We start from the raw sequence: 18,823 nt of genomic DNA, 5'->3' as shown, positions 1-18,823 counted from the left end.
TCCGGGCGGAGCGGGTGAATCGTCGGACTAGACCCAGCCGCGCATCTTGCAGGCTTCGGCCACGCGGGACACGGCGATCATGTAGGCCGCGTCGCGCATGTAGACGCCCTTGTCCCGCGCCAGGGCGGAGACCGCCTTGAAGGCGTTGGTCATCTTGGTGTCGAGCTTCTGGAGAACTTCGTCCTTCTCCCAGTAGTAGTTCATGTTGTTCTGCACCTGTTCGAAGTAGGAGCAGGTCACGCCGCCGGCGTTGCAGAGGAAATCGGGGATCATGAAGATGCCGCGCTCCTTGATCACTTCGTCGGCCTCGAGCGTGGTCGGGCCGTTGGCGCCCTCGGCGATGATCTTCACGGACTTCTGGATGCGGTTCACGTTGCCGGCGTTGATCATGCCGTCCAGAGCGGCGGGCATGAGCACCGTCACGTCCTGGTCGATCCAGGCGTCGCCGTCCAGCTTCTCCCAGCCGAACTCGGCGGCCTTGGCGGGATTGACGGTCCCGAATTTGTCCAGGGCGCCCATCATCTTGGCGAACGGGATGCCGTCGAGGCAGCGGTAGGTGTAGGAGGTCTTGTCCTTCTGGTCCCAGCAGGAGATGGCGATGGTCTTGCCGCCGTACTGCTCGAAGAGGCTGATGGCGTACTGGGCCACGTTGCCGGCGCCCTGGGCGGACATCGTGGCGCCCTTGATGTCGATGCCCAGTTCCTTCATGGCTTCGCGCACGCAGTACATCACGCCGTACCCGGTGGCCTCGGTGCGCCCCAGGGAGCCGCCCTGGCCCACCGGCTTGCCGGTGATGAAACCGGGGAGCCTTTCGCCGCGGATGGCTTCGAACTCGTCCAGCATCCAGAGCATGTGCTTGCCGCTGGTCATGACGTCGGGGGCGGGGACGTCGGCAATGGGGCCGACATTCTTCCACACCTGGCGGATCCAGCCGCGGCAGATCTGTTCCTGCTCACGCTCGGAAAGGTTGTGCGGGTCGCAGATCACGCCGCCCTTGCCGCCGCCCAGCGGGATGTCGACCACGGAGGTCTTCCAGGTCATCCAGGTGGCGAGGGCTCGCACCGTGTCGATGGTCTCCTGGGGGTGGAAGCGGATGCCGCCCTTGGCCGGGCCGCGGGCGTCGCTGTGCTGCACGCGGAAACCGCGGAACACCTTCACGGACCCGTCGTCCATGTGGACCGGGATGCTGAAATGATACTCACGAAGAGGGTTGCGAAGCAGTTCGCGGGTCCCCTCGTCCAGCTGCAGCTTCTCCGCCACGGCGTCAAACTGCTTCTGAGCCATCTCAAACGGGTTGAAAGACTTGTCGGCCATCGCAAACTCCTTGTAAATGAATTCGACGCATTCCCATTGGGGATACCCCCCAGAGAAACGTGCCAGTTTAGACCTTCTCATGGGAAAATTCCACTCTTTTTTGCTTCTTTTTTCATCTATGATGGGAGGGCGCCGGGGGTGTTGCGAAAACCCGGGAAACGATCGGCAAAGGGCCCGGAAAACCGTCGTCCGGGACATTTCCCGGGGTTCGACGGGCCTTTTCGACCCCCTCGAAGCGCCCCGGGCCCGCGGGTGAAACCCCGGGTAGCGAAACCTCGTAAACAGGCCCTCCGGGGACCCCGGACGACACCCCGATCCCGGCCGAAAGGACACACCATGAGACTGAGAACCTGCCTGACCCTCGCCCTGGCCCTCTGCACCCTCCCGAGCGGGGCGCCCGCCGCCGGGAGCGGCTCCGCCCCCCCGCTGACCCTGGAGTGGATCTACAGCCGCGCCACCCGGGACGCCCTGAGCACGCCGCTCTACACCTGGCTCCGGGACGGTTCGGCCTACCTGATGGACCGGCGCACGGGCCCGGCGGAGCGCGCGCTCGAGAAGCTGGACCCCGAAACGGGGAAACGCGGCGTGGTGCTGAGCGTCGGGATCCTTCGGGAGCGCATCCGCTCCCTGATGCACGGCGAGTCCCCCGACTGGCCGGCGGGCTTCCCGTGGCCCGACGCCTTCTCGCCCGAGGGGGACCGGTTGGCGTACCTGATCAACGGTGACCTCTTCCTCGTCGAAGCGGCGGGCGGGACCGCCCGTCACCTGACCCGGACCCCCGGGGAGGAGAAGTGCGTGTCCTTCTCCCCCGACGGCCGCCGCCTGGCCTACGTCCGGGACAACAACCTCTACGTTTCCGCGGCCCACGCCGGCGGGAAGGAGCAGGCGCTGACCCGCGACGGGGGCCCCGCCCTCCTCAACGGCACCCTCAGCTGGCTGTACTGGGAGGAAATCTTCGGCCGCAACGACACCGCGTACTGGTGGTCGCCCGACTCCGCGTCCATCGCCTTCTTCCAGAGCGACGAGTCGATGGTGGAGGAGTCGGTCTTCCCCGAGTACGAGCCGGCCACGCCCAAGGTCGTCCGCCAGCGCTACCCGAAGGCGGGGGGGAAGAACCCGGTGGTCCGGGTGGGCGTCGTGGACGTGGAGAAGGCCCGGACGCGCTGGGTTTCCCTCGGCGACCCCGCGCCCGAGTACGTGGTCCGCGTCAAGTGGCTCCCCGACAGCCGGCAGGTGAGCATCCAGACGCTGAACCGCCGCCAGAACCGGTTGAACCTGCTGCTGGCGGACCGCCGGACCGGCCGCTCCGTGCCGGTCCTGAGCGAGGAGAACCAGACCAGCGTCAACGTCCACGACGACCTCTGGTTCCTGGAGGGCGGGAAGAAGTTCCTGTGGACGTCCGAGCGGGACGGCTACAACCATCTCTACCTGTACGACATCGGCGGACGGCTCCTCCGCCGCCTCACCGAGGGGCCGTGGATGGTCCGCGCCTCCGCCGGGTTGGCCTGGGTCCACGGCGGGGTGTGCGCCGTGGACGAGAAGGGCGGCTGGGTCTACTACACCGCCAACCACGGGTCCCCGGTGGCGCCCAAGCTCCACCGGGTCCGCCTGGAGGGGGGGATCCCCGAGCGGATCAGCGCCGGGGACGGGACGCACCAGGTCTCCTTCAACCCCGCCAACACCCTCTATTTCGACCGCCACTCCAACCTCTCCACGCCCTGGGGGCTCTACCTTCACCGCGCCGACGGGGCCCGCCTGCACACGGTGACGGCCCCCGCCCTGGACTGCCTCGCCCCCTACGGGGTCCGCACCCCCGAGTTCCTCACGGCGCCCGCGGACGACGGGTTCCCCCTCCCTGCCACCCTGCTCCGGCCCGAGACCCTCGAGCCGGGACGGAAATACCCCGTGATCCTCTACGTCTACGGCGGCCCGTCCGCGCCCGTGGTCTGGGACCAGTGGGACCGCTACGCCCTGCTGGGCAACGTCCTGCTGCGCAGCGGCTACCTCTGGATGGCCATCGACAACCGCAGCGCCTCCGCCCTCAGCAAGACCCTGGAGGACACCGCCTACGGACGCCTCATCGCCGGGCCCGAGATCGCCGACATCCTGGCCGGCGTGCGCTGGCTCAAGTCCCAGCCCTTCGTCGACCCCGACCGAATCGGCGTCTGGGGGTGGAGCGGCGGGGGAACCATGACCTTGCAGCTCATGACCCACTGCAACGACTTCAAGGCGGGGATCGCCGTGGCGGCAGTGTCGGACTTCCGCTACTACGACAGCAAGTGGGCGGAGAGCGCCCTGGGGCTGCCGCAGGACAACCCGGAAGGGTACAAGCAGAGCGCCGCGGCCAACTTCGCCGCGAACCTCGCGGGGAAACTGCTGCTGGCTCACGGCACCGGCGACGACAACGTGCACCCCCAGAACGCCTGGCGCTTCGCCCGGGAGGCCATCAAGGCCGGCAAGCTCATCGAGATGATGATCTACCCCCTGGCCGACCACAGCCTCACCAACGCCGGCCGCCACATCTACGAGGTCATGGTGGACTTCTGGAAACGAAACCTCTGAATTGGACAGCGCAAGGCTTTGCCAGACCCCGCCCCATGGGAAGCAGGGCCCCTGCGGCGAAGGGAGAATGAGGCACGGAATACATGAAAGAAGAATTCAGAATCCAGAATTCAGATTTCAAATGGTGATTTCAGCAGACCGGGGGCCAACTTCAGGCGGGGATGACAGCCGCCAGGAAGCCGTCGTCGGGAGAGAGGAGGAGGAGACCGGGCAGAGGAGACAGGAACAGGGGAGAGGGGAGAGGAAACACGAGACAGGGGAGGAGATAGGAGACAGGGGACAAGAGATACGAGACAGTTGGCAGGAGACGCGAGTCAGAGGACAGGAGGTGGCGTTTGGGTTGTCGGCCGCAATCGGAGACGCCGCTTCCCCGTGCCTGGTGCCGCAGTGAGAGAGCGATCCCGTGAGGATCGCTCACGGAGGCCCGGAGGCACGGAGCGCACGCAACCGGGCAAACTGCCGGGACAAGACCCACCCGCCCCAGGCCAGCCCGGCCAGCATCCCCACGATCCCGAAAGCGTAGAAGGCCGCGGCGATGGCGTGGTCGTACTCCAGCCACCCCAGCCTCCCCAGGATGTTCTGCCAGTCGTGATACCCGGGGACCTCCCGCCCGGTGACCCCGCCCAGCAGCATCAGGCGCTGCGCGCGCGCGTCGTTGATGTAGGGAGCGGCGTCCATGAAGTTCTGGGCCGTCCACCAGAGGGAAATGGAGGCGGCGAAAGGGTTTCGATACCAGATGAAGGCCCCCGTGCAGACGACCGGGACCAGGATCTGCATCAGCGTCCCGCCCAGGACCTTCATGAAGCTCCCGAACGGGGCGAAGACCAGGTGGCCCGCCTCGTGGAAGACCAGGTTCACCAGGTGCCAGAAACTGCTGCCCACGTAATTCGTCTCCATGGGCGTCACGATGAACACCAGGCCCCAGAGGGTGAAAACCGTGAACACCAGGAGACGCCCGCCGAAAAAGATGGGGTCGATCTCGCCGTCCTCGGCGTTGAGGCGGCGCCAGACCCGTGAGGGCAGGTTCGAGCGGGCCCTCGCGGCCAGGGCCTCCCGGGAGGAGGGGGAAGCCAGGGTCCCCGCCTCCAGGGCTTCCCGCCGTTCCCGGTACCGGTCGACCAGGACCCCGCACCGCGGGCACTCCGCGCTCACCGGCCCGGGGAACCCGCACTTCGGGCAGCCGCCCGCGCTCATCGGATGAAGACGAACCGGGCGGCGTCGGTCCAGCAGAGGATGATCATGTCGCCCGGATTCAGGGGGGTTTCCCCGATCAGTGGGTGGTCGAGGGAATTGATGAACGTCCCCTGGGCGGAACCGAAGTCCTCCACCACGATGGTTCCCTGGCGGAGGCCGATCCAGAGGTGCCTGGCCGAGACGTCGGGGTGGTCGATCACGACGGTGCAGACTTCGCTGTCCCGGCCGAGCAGCATCCCCTCCGGGTTCACCCGGAAGCGCTGGTGCGCCAGCGGGCCGGCGACGAAGAGGATGTCCCCCGCCCCCGACGCCGGTTCCTCCGTGACGGGGGCGGCGTCGGGGCGAGCCTCCCCGTCCGGCTCCACTGGCCGCTCCGCCCGGGGCCGTGTGCTGCTCCGCCGCCAGAGTTCGAAGGCCAGGACGCCCACGATCACCCCCAGGAGCACCAGGAGGCCTCCCAGCTTGTCCCAGGTCCACAGGCTCGCACGGGGGGAGAGGGCCCCGAACGAGGCTTCGGTCTGCTCCTCGTAGCGCCGCCGGTCGTCCTCGGTCAGGGGCTTGTCCCGCCCGCGGGCGATCATCTGCCGGCACTCTTCGCGGAGTCGGGCGACGTCGGACAGGTCGGGGAAGAGCCGCAGCGTCTCGTCGAACTGCCGGGCCGCCTCGGCGTAGTGCTCGTCCCAGAACATCCGCATGCCGCGGCGGTAAGCCCGGGTGGTCGGCCCCGGTTCGTTCCGGACCCCGGAGGCCCGGATGAACTCGGTGATGGTGGACGCGGTGATCATGTAAGCAAAACCGGTGTTGCCGTGTCCCGGCGCCTCGTCGCCCCGGAACGTGACGATCCCGACGACCTCCCCCCGGTCGTTGATGGCCGGACCCCCGGAGTTCCCCTCGGCGACGGGGGCCGTGAACTGCAGGACGGGCGTCCCGTCTTCCAGGGCCTTCCGCGCGGCGATGATGCCGTCGGTCACGGTGGGCTCGAGGATGGAGTCCTCGCTGAGCAGGGACGTGTCTGCCGCGGAGGGGAACCCGAGGACCGTCACGTGGTCCTGGATGCGGACCTCCTCGGAATCGCCCATGGCCAGCACGGGGGCGTTCCGCACATCGACCCGGATGAGGGCCACGTCCTTGCCCTCTCCCACCGGGGCGCCGTAGCGGATGACCGTGAAGGGCAGCTTCCGCTGGCGGCTCAGGAGGACGAGGTTGTAGACCTTCGTGTCGTCGTTGAACGTGGTGCGGTCCAGGATTGCCTTGCGGACCTCCGGGCTCACCGTCTCCGGGTTGTGGCCCATTTCGGCCGCCACCCGCCGGACGTACTCGTCCTGGAGCAGGCGCATCATTTCCTTCTCGCCCTTGTAGGCCGGCTCGACGACGTGAGCGTTGGTAACAATCACCCCGTCGGGGTTCACGAAGAAACCCGAACCGGAGTAGATGGCCTGGATGTTGAAATGCCGGTACTCTGCGCCCCCGTCCACCTCCAGGGTGAACGAGCCGGTCCCGGCACAGACGATCCGGACGACGGAAGCCTTGGCGATCATGGCCCAGTGGCCGTCCGCGGGTCCGGCAAGGGTCGGGGCGGTCAGGGAGGCGAGGCAGACGAGGACGACTGCCGCCAGGAACCGCCGGGATCTCCACCGTCCGAACATCCCGCTGCACCCCGCTCCGAATCGCATTGCCGGCCCCGGGCCCTTGCCGATGGAAGAACCGGTGCGTTGACGCCCAAATTCTATCCGGAATCGCCGGGGGCGGCAAGCTGAAAAAGAACCCGGGAGGTTTTCGAGCTTTCCCGAAATCCGCGGGGGATCCGGCAAACGTCCCTGGCCTCACCGGCCGTCACCCGCCCCCGACAACCGGAATCCGAAGCCGTCCCAGACGTAGCGGGCGGTCCGGAGGCTGCCGTCTCCCCGGCGCTCCTCCACCTGAAGGGCTTCTCGGCCGTCGGGTTCCTTCCCGTCCACCTCGAAGTCCTCCAGGGGGAGGGCGAGGCGGGAACCGAACCACTTCGGGTAGACGGCGTTCCCTTCCCGGGCGTAGACGAAGAGCCGGCGGGCGGGTTCCGGGTCGTAGCGGGCGGGTTTGAAAACACCGAGCAGGACCTCAGGCTCCCCGTCGCCGTCCACGTCGGCCCGGCGCACTTTCCAGGGGTTGAAGCCCTCGTGGGCGTCCAGCAGCGGCGTCTCGAACCGTCCCGGGCCCGGGTCCAGGGGGATGACGGCGAGCCGGCCCCCGGCACCCGTCGAGCCGTCTTCCAGGATGGCGTAGACCCGGATCCGGTCCGCATCGGCCACGGCGCAGGCGTCGCGGAGCCGCCAGGCGACGCCGGGAGGGCGCCAGGAGACGCCTCCCGCCCCCGGCTCGGACGCCGGCGCCCCCCCCGACGGGACCCACGCAAGAAAGCGCTCGTAGGCCTCCAACCGCCCGGCCGGGAACGACCAGAGACGGAAAGGGCGCCGGAAGGGGCCGTCGGCGCCGGACGCCGGGTCGATGAACTCCCGGGTCGGACGATCCGGCCCGGGCGCCCTCCCCCCCTCGCTCCGGGGCGGAGTGGGGACCGTCGTCCCCGTGTCCTGAGCGGGCCGGCCGGGCGGGTTTTCACCCGCAACGCCCCCGGGCTGGGGATCGCACACGGCAACGGATCCCGAGACGGGGTCCACCCGGACCCCCCCTTCCGCCGACAGGACCGAGACGCCGCGGAGGATTCGCCGGGCGGTTTCGCCCCTCGCCGCCCGGGGCCGGTGATCGTTCCCCAGCACGACGGGCACCAGGCGGGGGCCCTCGATCCCGCCCCGCCGGAGGCCGCAGCGGAAGATCACCGTCTCCCGCTGGTCCGGGCGGCGGTTGTCGAAGAGAAAATTCCCCAGGCTGTAGAGGATCAGGGCGCCCCGGTAGTGCTCGATGGGTTGGAGGACGTGGGGGTGGTGGCCGATCACCAGGTCCGCCCCGGCGTCCACCACCCGGCGGGCCCACTCCCTCTGCCGGGAGTCCGGGACGGCGGAGCCCTCCGGGCCCCAGTGGAACGAGACCACCACGGCGTCCGCCCGCTCCCGGGCCCGCCGGATCTCCGCCTCCAGCCGGTCGAGGTCCAGAACGGCGGGACCGGGCCGGTCCACGGCGGGCGGGAAGCCTTCCGGCAGGAAAGCCAGGCACCCGAACAACGCCACCCGGAGCCCCCCGGCGCGGAACCAGGCGGGGCGGAAGGCCGTTTCGAGGTCGGGGCCGCCCCCCACCGGCGTGAGGCCCGCCGCCTCCAGGTGACGGAGGGTCTCGGCGAACCCCTCGCGCCCCCAGTCGATGGCGTGGTTGTTGGCCACCACGGCGGCGGTGAAACCCGCCCGGCGAAGGACCGCCGCCATCCCCGGGTCGCCCCGGAAACGGATCCGCTTGGGGAGGGCCCGCCCGCAGGCGGGGTCGCACAGGGGGCATTCCAGGTTGCAGACCCCCAGTTCCACCCCCGCCAGGGCCCGTTTCACCCCGTCGAAGAGGCGGTCCCCGCCGGCGGTTTCCAGGGTGTTCCGGACGGCCCGGTCAAAAAGGACGTCCCCCACGGCCGCGAAGGAGACGTGCCCCGACGAGGGCCGGTCCGCCCCCCGTGCCCCGGCCGGGGACGCGAGAAGCAGGATCGGCCCGAGGAGGGCGGCGAGGCGCATCAGCACCCCGTGTCGTAGTAGAGCATCTTCCACCCCGGTTCCGTGGACCAGGGGGGGATCCCGCTGGGGGAAACATAGGACGGGGCCGGCAGTTCGGGCTCGGGGCGGGGGGAGAGGACGGGCTCGACCCAGGCGGGCGGGGCGGGCGCCAAGCCCCCCTCCAGCATCCGTTGCCAGGCCTCGTCCGTCAGCCGGTCGGAGGAGGGGTGCCGGAACTCGTAGTAGGAGAAAGCCGCCCCCCGCGTCAGGTACAGGAGCCCGCCGTGCTCCACGATCACCCAGAGGGCCCGGGCACGCCCCACGCCCACCTCCAGGGCTTCGGCGTTCCAGGTGTGGACGTCGGCGATCACCGGCATCTTCCGGTCCGGGCCGTCGTACATCTCCGCCCAGCGCATGGCGGCCTGCCCGTCCATCATCAGGTCCAGGGTCATGCTCTCCAGCAGGGACCCCATCTTCTGGATCTGCTCGTACTCCGCCAGGCTCAGCACCGTGCCGGCGTTCTCCTTCTCCGCCGCCGTTCGAAGGAAGGCGGCCAGGTCGACAAACCGTCCCAGGACCGCGCCGTAGTCCTCGTCCAGCGCCTTCCGATCACGGAGGGACTGCTGCAGGAAGGACAGGTTGTCGCCGAGGCGCCGGTAGAACTCGGCGGCCGGCTCAACGAAGCCTTTCGGGGGTTCCGGGATCCAGACCTGCTTGCGTTTCTCGTCGCCGCCGCACTCGGCGCCCCCCGACTGCTTGGTGAGCAGGATCGTGTCGTGGCGGAGCTGCGACCAGCTGGCCAGGGCGGTGTTCAGGTTCTTCAGGTCCCACCCCGCCGTCGTGGTGAAGAACTGGGGCCCCTCGCCCCGGACCTTCCTGTCGGCCAGGGCCGCGAGGCACCAGAGCCAGCGGGCGTGCAGGTCCGTTTTCCAGCGTTCCGGCCCCCGGTCCCTGAAGTCCCGGGCCAGGGCCGCCAGGGCCTCGGGGTAGGCCGGCCAGCCGCTCCAGCTCTCCTTGAGTTCCCCCAGCAGGAGGGCGTTCGCCCGGGCGCTGCCCAGGACGGCCATGATGTCCAGACCCACCGGGAATTCCCGGAACAGCCTTCGCTGGTCGTCGTGAACGGTGAGCTTCTGGAAGATCTCCGCGTCGGGTGAGTAGCGCTGGCCGAGAAAGCGAAGCTGGGGTTTCTGGGTCCCCCACTGCCCCATCCCCGTGATCTTCGCCTTGCGGGCGTAGAGTTCCCCGACCTGTTTCCGGAAGGCCGCGAGCTTCGCCGGGTCCGCCAGGGCGGCGGGCGCGGCGCCCGGATCGTGGACGGCGTCGTGAATCGCCAGGTAATCCAGGGGGCTCGGGTCGTCCGAAGGGCCCGCAAAGAGGGCGCAGAGGTCGTCGATCTCCCGCCAGGCGTCGCGGAGCGAGCGCCCGTCCGCCCCCTTCCCGCGCAGGAGCCGGGCCATGAGGACCCCCTGGAGGAGCCGGACGTCGTCGTCCGCGTCCAGCCCCATGCAGCCGAACCAGTTCATGGCCATGAAGTAGCGTTCCAGTTCCGGCGACCGGGTGTAGTGTCCCCGGGGGACGAAGAGGGAGTAATCCACCCGTTTCCCCAGGAGGGGCGACTCGGCCCAGCCCGCATGTGCCCGGCACAGGTCCCACTCGGCCTTCGCCTTTGCGCCTTCCGGCCCCTCGGCGGCGGGGGCGCGGTCCGCCAGGAAGGCGCAGGCCACCTCGAAGAAGGCGGCGTTTCGCAGAGCGGCGGTCCGGAGCGGGCCCTCGGCGAGGGACTTCGCCTCGGTGCGGGAGGCATCCCGAAGCGCCGTCGAGAGGGCCTCCAGCTTCGCGGCGAGGTGGGTCTTCTCCAGGTGCCGCAGGCTGTAGTCGAAGAAGACGTGGTAGAGCTGCAGCACCGCGTCCGTGGTGATGAAGCTGGGGATCCCCTGGTAGTCGTTGTTCTCGTAGAGGTAGAAGAGCTGGTCCTGCGGGGTGGGAAGCATCAGGAACCCGTTCCGGGAAAGGCGCTCACGGTCTTCCGGGCCGAGGGGGCGGAACTGGTTGGGGTTGACCACGTTGTCCACGTTCACCCGGCGGGCGTCCCCTTCCCCGCTGAAGTTGGCCGCCATCAGTTCCCGCTCCCGGGCCAGGACCCGTTCGACGTTGGCCGTCTCCGCCGGCGTCAGCCGGCTGTCGGCGTACTTCGGGTCGGGCCGGTACCACCCGGCGCCCATGAAGAAGCTGTGGAGGTCGTAGGCCTTGAAGGGCCTCCCGTGCCGAGCGTAGATCTCGTTCCGAAGCCACCGGAGTTCCGCCAGGGTCTTCCCGGCGAGGGCCCCCGGGTCGAGGGGCTTCGTGAAGTCCGTCGACGGCTTGACCCCCGGCTTTGCGGGGGGGGCCGGAACCGCGGTCCCTCCGACACCGGCCGACGTGACAAGAACGGCCAGGAAACCGACTGACCAGACTCGCAACCGCATACGCACCTCCAACGGTCCGACTTCTTCCGTTTAGCATAACCGCTCTGCTTTTCCCGGTTCAACCTGATTTGTTCGCTTTCTGCGTTTTCTGCCTATCCCTGCGGCTGGAACGAACCCCGGAAACGGCGGGACACGCTGAAAGTCACCCTTCGGGAAACCGAACCATCGCTTGCAGGACCGGGCGCGGTGTGGTAGAATGCCCTTTGATTTTTTTCCGCGGATAGGTGCAATGGAAGAACAGCAAAATGAAATAGATAGCAGATCGATCTCCGAAAGCTCCGCGGCCTACACTGCCGACAGCATCGAGGTCCTGGAGGGGCTGGAGGCGGTTCGTCTCCGCCCGGGGATGTACATCGGCACCACGGGTGTCGAGGGCCTTCACCACCTGGTGTACGAACTGGTGGACAACTCGGTGGACGAGGCCATGGCGGGCTACGGGTCCGAGATCCGGGTCACCATCCACATCGACAACACGGTCACCGTGGAGGACAACGGCCGCGGCATCCCCGTGGACATGCACGAGAAGGGCAAGTCCGCGGCGGAGATCGTCATGACCGTGCTCCACGCCGGCGGCAAGTTCAGCAACGGCGCCTACAAGGTCAGCGGCGGGCTCCACGGCGTCGGCGCCTCGGTGGTCAACGCCCTTTCCGAGTGGCTGGAACTGGAGATCCGCCGCGGCGGGAAGGTCTACCAGCAGTACTACGAGCGCGGCATCCCCAAGGCCGAGTTCGCCGAGGTCGGCGTCACCACGCGCACGGGCACCAGGATCCGTTTCCACGCCGACGAGCAGATCTTCGAAACCCTCGACTTCAACTTCGAGGTCCTCTCCCAGCGCATGCGCGAACTGGCTTTCCTCAACCGCGGGCTGAAGATCGTCATCGCCGACGAGCGGGAGGAGAAGTCCCACACCTTCCACTACGAGGGCGGGCTCAACTCCTTCCTGGAGTACCTCAACAAGAACAAGCAGACGCTCCACCCGAAACCCATCTACATCTGCGACAAGGCAGAAAGCGCCGAACTCGAGGTGGGGATCCAGTACAACGACACCTACGTGGAGAACGTCCTGACTTTCGCCAACAACATCAACACCCACGAGGGCGGGGCCCACCTGACCGGCTTCCGTTCGGCCCTGACGCGCACCATCAACACCTACGCCGATCGCGAGGGCGAACTCCGGTCGCTCAAGCACAACCTCAGCGGCGAGGACGTCCGGGAAGGGCTCGTGGCGGTGATCAGCGTCAAGCTCCCCAACCCCCAGTTCGAGGGCCAGACCAAGATGAAGCTGGGCAACAGCGAGATCAAGGGCCTGGTGGAGTCCATCACCAACGACAAACTCATGGCCTTCTTCGAGGAGAACCCCGACGTCGCCAAGGCGATCGTGCGGAAGGCCGTGGAATCCTCCATCGCCCGGGAGGCCGCCCGGAAGGCCCGGGAACTCACCCGGCGCAAGAGCGCCCTGGACAGCATGTCCCTCCCCGGGAAACTGGCGGACTGCCAGGAAAAAGACCCTTCGGCCTCCGAGATCTTCATCGTCGAGGGCGACTCGGCCGGCGGTTCGGCCAAGCAGGGTCGGGACCGGAAATTCCAGGCCATTCTGCCCATCAAGGGCAAGATCCTCAACGTCGAGAAGGCCCGGTTCGACAAGATGCTCCAGAACGCCGAGATCGCCACGCTCATCTCCGCCATGGGCGCGGGGATCGGCAAGGAGGACTTCGACGTCGCCAAGCTCCGCTATCACCGGATCATCATCATGACCGACGCCGACGTGGACGGCTCCCACATCCGCACCCTGCTCCTGACCTTCTTCTACCGCCAGATGACCGAACTGATCCAGCGGGGCCACATCTACATCGCCCAACCCCCGCTCTTCAAGGTCAAGTCGGGCAAGACGGAGCGGTACCTCCTGGACGAGGCGAACCTCTCCAAGTTCCTCCTGGACCGGTCGGTGGAGATGGTCTCGGTGGAGAACAGCCAGGGCGACAAACGCACGGGCGCCGACCTCATGCAGTTCCTCATGCGGGTGGACGAGTACCTCCGGATCCAGGACCGTTTCCACAAGCGCACCCAGGACCCCCACATCACGCCCCTCCTCCTCCGGTTCCTGTCCGGGCACGCCCTGGAACCCGGCTTCTCGAACCGCGGCATCCAGGAACTCTTCAAGAACGAGGCCTTCATCCGCGAGCTGGCGGGCACGCTGGTGGAGCGGGGCTACCGGATCGAGATCTCGCGGGACGAGGAGCACGGGATCCCCAGCATCCGGGTCACCAACGGGAAACCCCCGGGGGTCGACCTCTCCTGGGAACTGCTCACCACGGCGGAATTCCACAAGCTCTTCAAGCTTCACCACCAGATCCTCCCCCTGGACGCCCCCCCCTTCCGGGTGGTGGTGAAAGAGCGCTCGGAGGAGGTGGCCGACAAGGAGTCCCTCTTCCAGCGGGTGGTCAACCTCAGCAAGTCCGACGTCAGCATCCAGCGCTACAAGGGGCTGGGGGAGATGAACCCCGAGCAGCTCTGGGAAACCACCATGAACCCCGAGACGCGCACGCTCCTGAAGGTCAACATCGAGGACGCCATCGAAACCGACGAGATCTTCACCATCCTGATGGGGGACAACGTGGAGCCCCGCCGCCAGTTCATCGTGGACAACGCGCTGCTGGTGAGGAATCTGGATATTTAGGGGTTTAGGCTGAAGGGGTTTAGGCTGAAGGCCCGGGCAGGCAAACGCGCGGGCACAGGCCCGGATCGGGATGAACCAAGGCTGATGCGTTCGCAAAAAGTCGGAAAACGGACGGAAAAGTGTCTGTGAAGCCTTTGTTTGAGCCATCACCCGGAGGGTGATGGTACTTTTTGCGGCCCCACCAAGGCTGACGTGCAGGACATCGAGACAAAAACCTTCAGCCTATCAGCCTAAAAAGCTTCAGCCTATTAGGCTTCAGCCTGTCAACCTTCCTCTGGAGGCAACCATGTCGTTCAACGTCGTCGACCACCCCCTCATTGCCCACAAACTGGGGATCATGCGGAACGTGGAGTGCACCATCTCCAAGTTCCGGGACCTCAGCCGGGAGATCACCAACCTGCTGACCTACGAGGCCACCCGCGACATGGAGGTGGAAGACGCACACGTGCAGGGCTGGGCCGGCACGGTGAAGGTCAAGAAGCTGTCCGGGAAGAAGGTGGCGGTGGTGCCCATCCTGCGGGCGGGAGTGGGCATGCTGGACGGCGTACTGGACCTCATCCCCTCGGCCCGGGTCAACTTCCTCGGGATGTACCGGAACGAGGAGACGCTCGAACCCGTGGCCTACTTCCAGAAACTGTGCGACGACATCCACATGCGGACCGCCCTCATCGTGGACCCCATGCTGGCCACCGGCAACTCCCTCAGTGCGGCCATCCACCTGCTCAAGCGGTCCGGCTGCCCGCGCATCAAGGCCCTCTGCCTGGTGGCGGCCCCCGAGGGCGTGAAGGTCCTGACCCGGGGCCACCCCGACGTGGACGTCTTCGTCGCCGCCCTCGACGACCGCCTGAACGAGCGCGGCTACATCCTGCCCGGCCTCGGCGACGCGGGCGACCGCCTTTTCGGCACCCGATGAAGGACATCGGTGCCGGAGGCTTCACGCAAAGGCGCCAAGGTGCAAAGCCTCGCAAAGAGAAGCAGCCCTCTTCAACGACATCGCTCTGCGAGGCTTGGCGTCATCGCGTCTTTGCGTGAGGCCGGGACGAACTGATCTGCCTGTTGGACGTTTTCGAAGTTTTACATCAGGAGTACGAGATGAGCCATGAAACGCCTTTCCTCGGGGAATTCCCCTTCATCCTCGCCGGTGAACCGCGCACGGCCGAAACCTACACCCTCCGCTGCCCCCACGACGGCGCCGAGATCGCCCGGGTCCACCGCCCCGGCCCCGCCGAGGCGGCCGAGGCCGTCCGGGCGGCGGTGGCGGGCTTCGAGGCCGCCCGCGTGCTTCCCCCGTTCCGCCGGGCGGAAATCCTCCGGACGGTCTCGCAGGCCATCCGGGACCGGGCGGAGGAACTGGCCCGCACCATGGCCCTGGAGGCCGCCAAGCCCATCCGGCAGGCCCGCGTCGAGGTCGGCCGCAGCGCCTTCATCTTCGCCGCGGCCGCCGAGGAGGCGACCCGCCTCCACGACGAGATCGTACACCTGGACGCCAACCCGGGCGGGCTGAACCGGCTCGGGATCCTGCGGCGCTTCCCCGTCGGGCCCGTGGCGGCCGTCACCCCTTTCAACTTCCCGCTGAACCAGGTGGCGCACAAACTCGCCCCGGCCATGGCCGCGGGCTGTTCCGTGGTGCTCAAGCCCGCGTCCCAGACGCCTCTCATGGCCCTTGAACTGGCCCGGATGGTCCTGGACGCCGGCTGGCCGGGGGAAGCCCTCTCCCTGCTGCCCCTTCGCGCCTCCGACGCCGCCCCGCTGGTGGAGGACCCGCGGTTCAAACTCCTGAGCTTCACCGGTTCCGCCGAGGTGGGGTGGGACATGAAACGCCGCGCCGGAAAGAAGAAGGTCGCCCTGGAACTGGGGGGCAATGCCGGCGTGATCGTTCACCACGACGCCGACCTGAACTATGCCGCGGAACGCTGCACCGTCGGCGGGTTTGCCTACGCGGGGCAGAGTTGCATCAGCGTGCAGCGGATCTTCGTCCACCAGTCCGTGTACGAGAAATTCCTGGTCCTCTTCCTTCCGCGGGTGAAGGCCCTCAAGGTTGGCCACCCGCTGGACGAGGCCGCCGATCTCTGCGCCATGATCAGCCGCAGCGACGCGGACCGCGTGGCGGGTTGGTTCGCGGAGGCCCGGGAAGCCGGGGCCCGGTTCCTGGTGGGCGGCGGCGTCCGGGACGGGGTGGTGGAACCGACCGTCATCGCCGACGCTTCCCCGCGCCTGAGCGTGAACAGCCGCGAGGTGTTCGCCCCCGTCGTCACGGTCGGGCCCTACACCGAGTTCCCCGAGGCCCTGCGCGCCGTCAACGACAGCGATTTCGGCCTCCAGGCCGGGGTCTTCACCCGGGACGTCAAGCTCCTCTTCGACGCCTTCGCGGCGCTCGAGGTGGGCGGGGTCATGGCCAACGAGGTCCCCACCTGGCGCGTGGACCAGATGCCTTACGGCGGGGTCAAGGACTCGGGCGTCGGCCGCGAGGGCATCCGCTGGGCCGTGGAGGAGATGACCGAGCCGAAGCTGATGGCACTTAATCTGAATCTGTAGGGGATTAGGCTATAGGCTGTAGGCTGTAGGTCCGGAGGGGTTTTCATCGGGGTCGGTATCGGTATCGCAATCGCAGCCGCAATCGCAGCCGCAATCGCAGTCGCAGCTGCAATCGCCGTCGCAGTCGTAGCCGCAATCGCCGTCGCAGCCGCAATCGCCGTCGCAATCGCCGTCGTAACCGCCGTCGCTGTCGCCACCGGGGTCGGCGGCCCCTTTGGCGGCGGCATCGATCTCCTCTCTTCCTTGCGGAGTGCGGCGCGATGGCTGCCGGAGCGCCGCTTTGACCCCGCCGCGCAGGCCGCCGGAGCGGCGCGGCCCCGACGCAACCTGCGCGTCTTCCGGAAGATCAAACACGGGCGCGCAGGCACAAGGCGGAGGGTGCCGATCTTTGTGCGGGCCCGAAGGCGCCGGGATGAAAGCGATGTGCAGGGGCAAAGGGACCTGAAGGCCCAAAGGGCTCAAAAACCCGAAGGTACAGGCTGAACCGACGCGGCAGACAGTGCTGCTGGATTCTTCGTTCGTGTGGTTCGAGCGGTTCCTGGTTCAATTTCCTTGTTTCTCGTGGTTCTTTTTCCGCTTTGACCCCGGGGCCGATTCGTGTATAATATACCGTTTTTGAGACTTTTCGAGGAGTGACAAACGATGGCTAAAACCAAGGAAACCAAAGGAAAGGGAGCCCCGCGGACGACGTTGACGGGCGCCCCCATCACCCCCCTTCCCTTCGACGTGCCCTACACCACCACGTCGCTCTGCCCCGAGTGCAAGGCCAAGGTCGAGGCGCGGATTTTCGAAAAGGACGGGAAAATCCTGATGGAAAAGACCTGCCCCGAACACGGCTACGTCAAGGACACCATCTTCTCCGACGCCGAACTCTACCGCCGGGCCATCGATTGGCACTACGACGTGGGCAAGGGCGTGGCCAACCCGCCCATCACCGACGCCAAGAGCTGCCCCGACGACTGCGGCATGTGCAACCTCCACGTCAGCCACACCGTCCTGGCCAACGTCGACCTCACCAACCGCTGCAACCTGGCCTGCCCCGTCTGCTTCGCCAACGCCAACGTCCAGGACTACATCTACGAGCCCTCCTTCGAGCAGGTGAAGCAGATGCTCCAGACCCTGCGCGACCAGCGCCCGGTGGCCGGCCGCATCGTCCAGTTCGCCGGCGGCGAGCCCACGCTTCACCCCGACTGGTTCAAGATCCTGACCACCGCCAACGAGATGGGCTTTTCCCACGTCCAGTGCGCCACCAACGGCATCAAGTTCGCCGAGGACGCCGGCTTCGCCGCGAAATCCAAGGAAGCGGGCCTGCACACCCTGTACCTCCAGTTCGACGGCGTCGACCCCGCGCTGTACGAGAAGATCCGCGGCCGCAAGAACCTGCTGGACATCAAGATGAAGGCCATCGAGAACATCCGCAGGGCCGGCATCAAGATCGTCTACGTCCCCACCATCGTGGGCGGCGTCAACGACGACCAGGTCCCCAAGATCGTCCAGTTCGCCCTGGACAACATCGACGTCTCCTCCGGCATCAGCTTCCAGCCCGTCGCCCTCACCGGCCGCATCGACGAGGCGGAACGCGAGAAGATGCGCTTCACCCTGTCCGACCTGGCGATCCGGGTCAACGAGCTGGGCTTCACCACCAAGGAGGACTGGTTTCCCCTGTCCTGCACCACCCCGATCTCCCAGCTGGTGACCGCGATGAAGGGCGAGGAGAACTGCACCATCTCCTGTCACCCGCTGTGCGGCATCGGCACCTACCTCTTCGTGGACAAGAACCGGAAGGCGACCCCCATCACCCGCTTCGTGAACATCAAGGGGCTGCTGGACGACATCCAGAAGCAGGCCGACAAGATGGCCAACCGGACGGCCTTCAAGAGCTTCTTCAAAAAACTGAGCAATATCAATCTTTTCCTGAGTGCCAACAAGCACTTCGACGAGAGCAAGGCCCCCGAGGGGCTCACGCTGAAGCGCTTCGGGCAGACCATCGAGGGGCTCCTGGACAAGAAGGCGGGCCGCGGCGACAACGACGGCACCTACACCTACAAGACCCTCATGGTGGCCGGGATGCACTTCATGGACGGCTACAACTACGACGTGGAGCGCGTCAAGCGCTGCGTCATCCACTACTCGGCGCCGGACGGCCACCTCTACCCCTTCTGCGCCTACAACTCCGGGCTGGTGTTCCGGGAGTCGATCGAGAAGCGGTTCTCCGTGCCCAAGTCGGAGTGGAGAAAACAGAGAGCCGAGTGACCCTTTTGCATCGGATCGCCCGGCACGGCGTCGGGACTTGTCCACGGGCGGTCCCGGGCCGTGCCGTTTTTTTTCCCATCGGTGGACGTCTCCAGATATTGCGTGTAACCGGTGTCTTCCCTTGACCATTCCGCTTGACAATCCTCGTTTCGCCATGCATTTTTGATGGGTGAACGAAGCAAGATCGCGAACCGGGG

Annotated in this window: 10 protein-coding genes; 5 read left to right on the top strand and 5 right to left on the bottom strand. The window is 67.1% G+C overall.

Annotated elements, in window-relative coordinates:
* Positions 1-27: 27 nt before the first annotated feature.
* Positions 28-1,314 (bottom strand): Glu/Leu/Phe/Val dehydrogenase, encoded by a 1,287-nt coding sequence (locus KA419_04385; protein ID MBP7865165.1) that lies wholly within the window; start codon positions 1,312-1,314, stop codon positions 28-30.
* 336 nt (positions 1,315-1,650) lie between these two features.
* On the opposite strand from KA419_04385, the gene KA419_04380 reads away from it, so the two are divergent.
* On the top strand, positions 1,651-3,876 hold the full coding sequence (locus tag KA419_04380; protein ID MBP7865164.1) for a S9 family peptidase: 2,226 nt from the start codon (positions 1,651-1,653) through the stop codon (positions 3,874-3,876).
* 414 nt (positions 3,877-4,290) lie between these two features.
* Here the strand turns inward: KA419_04380 and KA419_04375 are convergent, their stop codons facing one another.
* The 4 genes from KA419_04375 to KA419_04360 form a co-directional block, all read right to left on the bottom strand.
* Positions 4,291-5,070, bottom strand: coding sequence for a zinc ribbon domain-containing protein (locus KA419_04375; GenBank protein MBP7865163.1), 780 nt, complete (start codon positions 5,068-5,070; stop codon positions 4,291-4,293).
* Complete coding sequence (locus tag KA419_04370; GenBank protein ID MBP7865162.1) at positions 5,067-6,743, bottom strand: trypsin-like peptidase domain-containing protein; 1,677 nt, start codon at positions 6,741-6,743, stop codon at positions 5,067-5,069. The genes KA419_04375 and KA419_04370 overlap by 4 nt, the downstream gene beginning before the upstream one ends.
* 150 nt (positions 6,744-6,893) lie before the next feature.
* The gene (locus tag KA419_04365) at positions 6,894-8,717 is read right to left on the bottom strand and encodes a CapA family protein (GenBank protein ID MBP7865161.1); all 1,824 of its coding nucleotides are present in this window, start codon (positions 8,715-8,717) and stop codon (positions 6,894-6,896) included.
* The gene (locus KA419_04360) at positions 8,717-11,161 is read right to left on the bottom strand and encodes a DUF3160 domain-containing protein (protein ID MBP7865160.1); all 2,445 of its coding nucleotides are present in this window, start codon (positions 11,159-11,161) and stop codon (positions 8,717-8,719) included. Before KA419_04360 ends, KA419_04365 begins: the two co-directional genes overlap by 1 nt.
* Before the next feature lie 229 nt (positions 11,162-11,390).
* On the opposite strand from KA419_04360, the gene gyrB reads away from it, so the two are divergent.
* From gyrB to KA419_04340, 4 genes are all read left to right on the top strand, one after another.
* Complete coding sequence (gene gyrB / locus KA419_04355; protein MBP7865159.1) at positions 11,391-13,838, top strand: DNA topoisomerase (ATP-hydrolyzing) subunit B; 2,448 nt, start codon at positions 11,391-11,393, stop codon at positions 13,836-13,838.
* A gap of 286 nt (positions 13,839-14,124) precedes the next feature.
* Positions 14,125-14,751: a uracil phosphoribosyltransferase gene (upp, locus tag KA419_04350; GenBank protein ID MBP7865158.1), complete on the top strand. Its 627-nt coding sequence runs from the start codon at positions 14,125-14,127 to the stop codon at positions 14,749-14,751.
* Between the two features lie 179 nt (positions 14,752-14,930).
* Positions 14,931-16,373, top strand: coding sequence for an aldehyde dehydrogenase family protein (locus KA419_04345; GenBank protein ID MBP7865157.1), 1,443 nt, complete (start codon positions 14,931-14,933; stop codon positions 16,371-16,373).
* 726 nt (positions 16,374-17,099) lie between these two features.
* Positions 17,100-18,626: a radical SAM protein gene (locus KA419_04340; protein MBP7865156.1), complete on the top strand. Its 1,527-nt coding sequence runs from the start codon at positions 17,100-17,102 to the stop codon at positions 18,624-18,626.
* Positions 18,627-18,823 lie beyond the last annotated feature (197 nt).

The organism is Acidobacteriota bacterium, assembly GCA_018001935.1.
Classification (GTDB): domain Bacteria; phylum Acidobacteriota; class JAAYUB01; order JAAYUB01; family JAAYUB01; genus JAGNHB01.
The sequence above is the reverse complement of the archived record's forward strand: the minus strand, read 5'-3'. Positions and strand labels throughout refer to the sequence as shown.

Coding starts and splice junctions, on each gene's coding strand:
- KA419_04385 (MBP7865165.1), bottom strand. CDS start 1,314: ATGGCCGACAAGTCTTTCAACCCGTTTGAGATGGCTCAGAAGCAGTTT.
- KA419_04380 (MBP7865164.1), top strand. CDS start 1,651: ATGAGACTGAGAACCTGCCTGACCCTCGCCCTGGCCCTCTGCACCCTC.
- KA419_04375 (MBP7865163.1), bottom strand. CDS start 5,070: ATGAGCGCGGGCGGCTGCCCGAAGTGCGGGTTCCCCGGGCCGGTGAGC.
- KA419_04370 (MBP7865162.1), bottom strand. CDS start 6,743: ATGCGATTCGGAGCGGGGTGCAGCGGGATGTTCGGACGGTGGAGATCC.
- KA419_04365 (MBP7865161.1), bottom strand. CDS start 8,717: ATGCGCCTCGCCGCCCTCCTCGGGCCGATCCTGCTTCTCGCGTCCCCG.
- KA419_04360 (MBP7865160.1), bottom strand. CDS start 11,161: ATGCGGTTGCGAGTCTGGTCAGTCGGTTTCCTGGCCGTTCTTGTCACG.
- gyrB (MBP7865159.1), top strand. CDS start 11,391: ATGGAAGAACAGCAAAATGAAATAGATAGCAGATCGATCTCCGAAAGC.
- upp (MBP7865158.1), top strand. CDS start 14,125: ATGTCGTTCAACGTCGTCGACCACCCCCTCATTGCCCACAAACTGGGG.
- KA419_04345 (MBP7865157.1), top strand. CDS start 14,931: ATGAGCCATGAAACGCCTTTCCTCGGGGAATTCCCCTTCATCCTCGCC.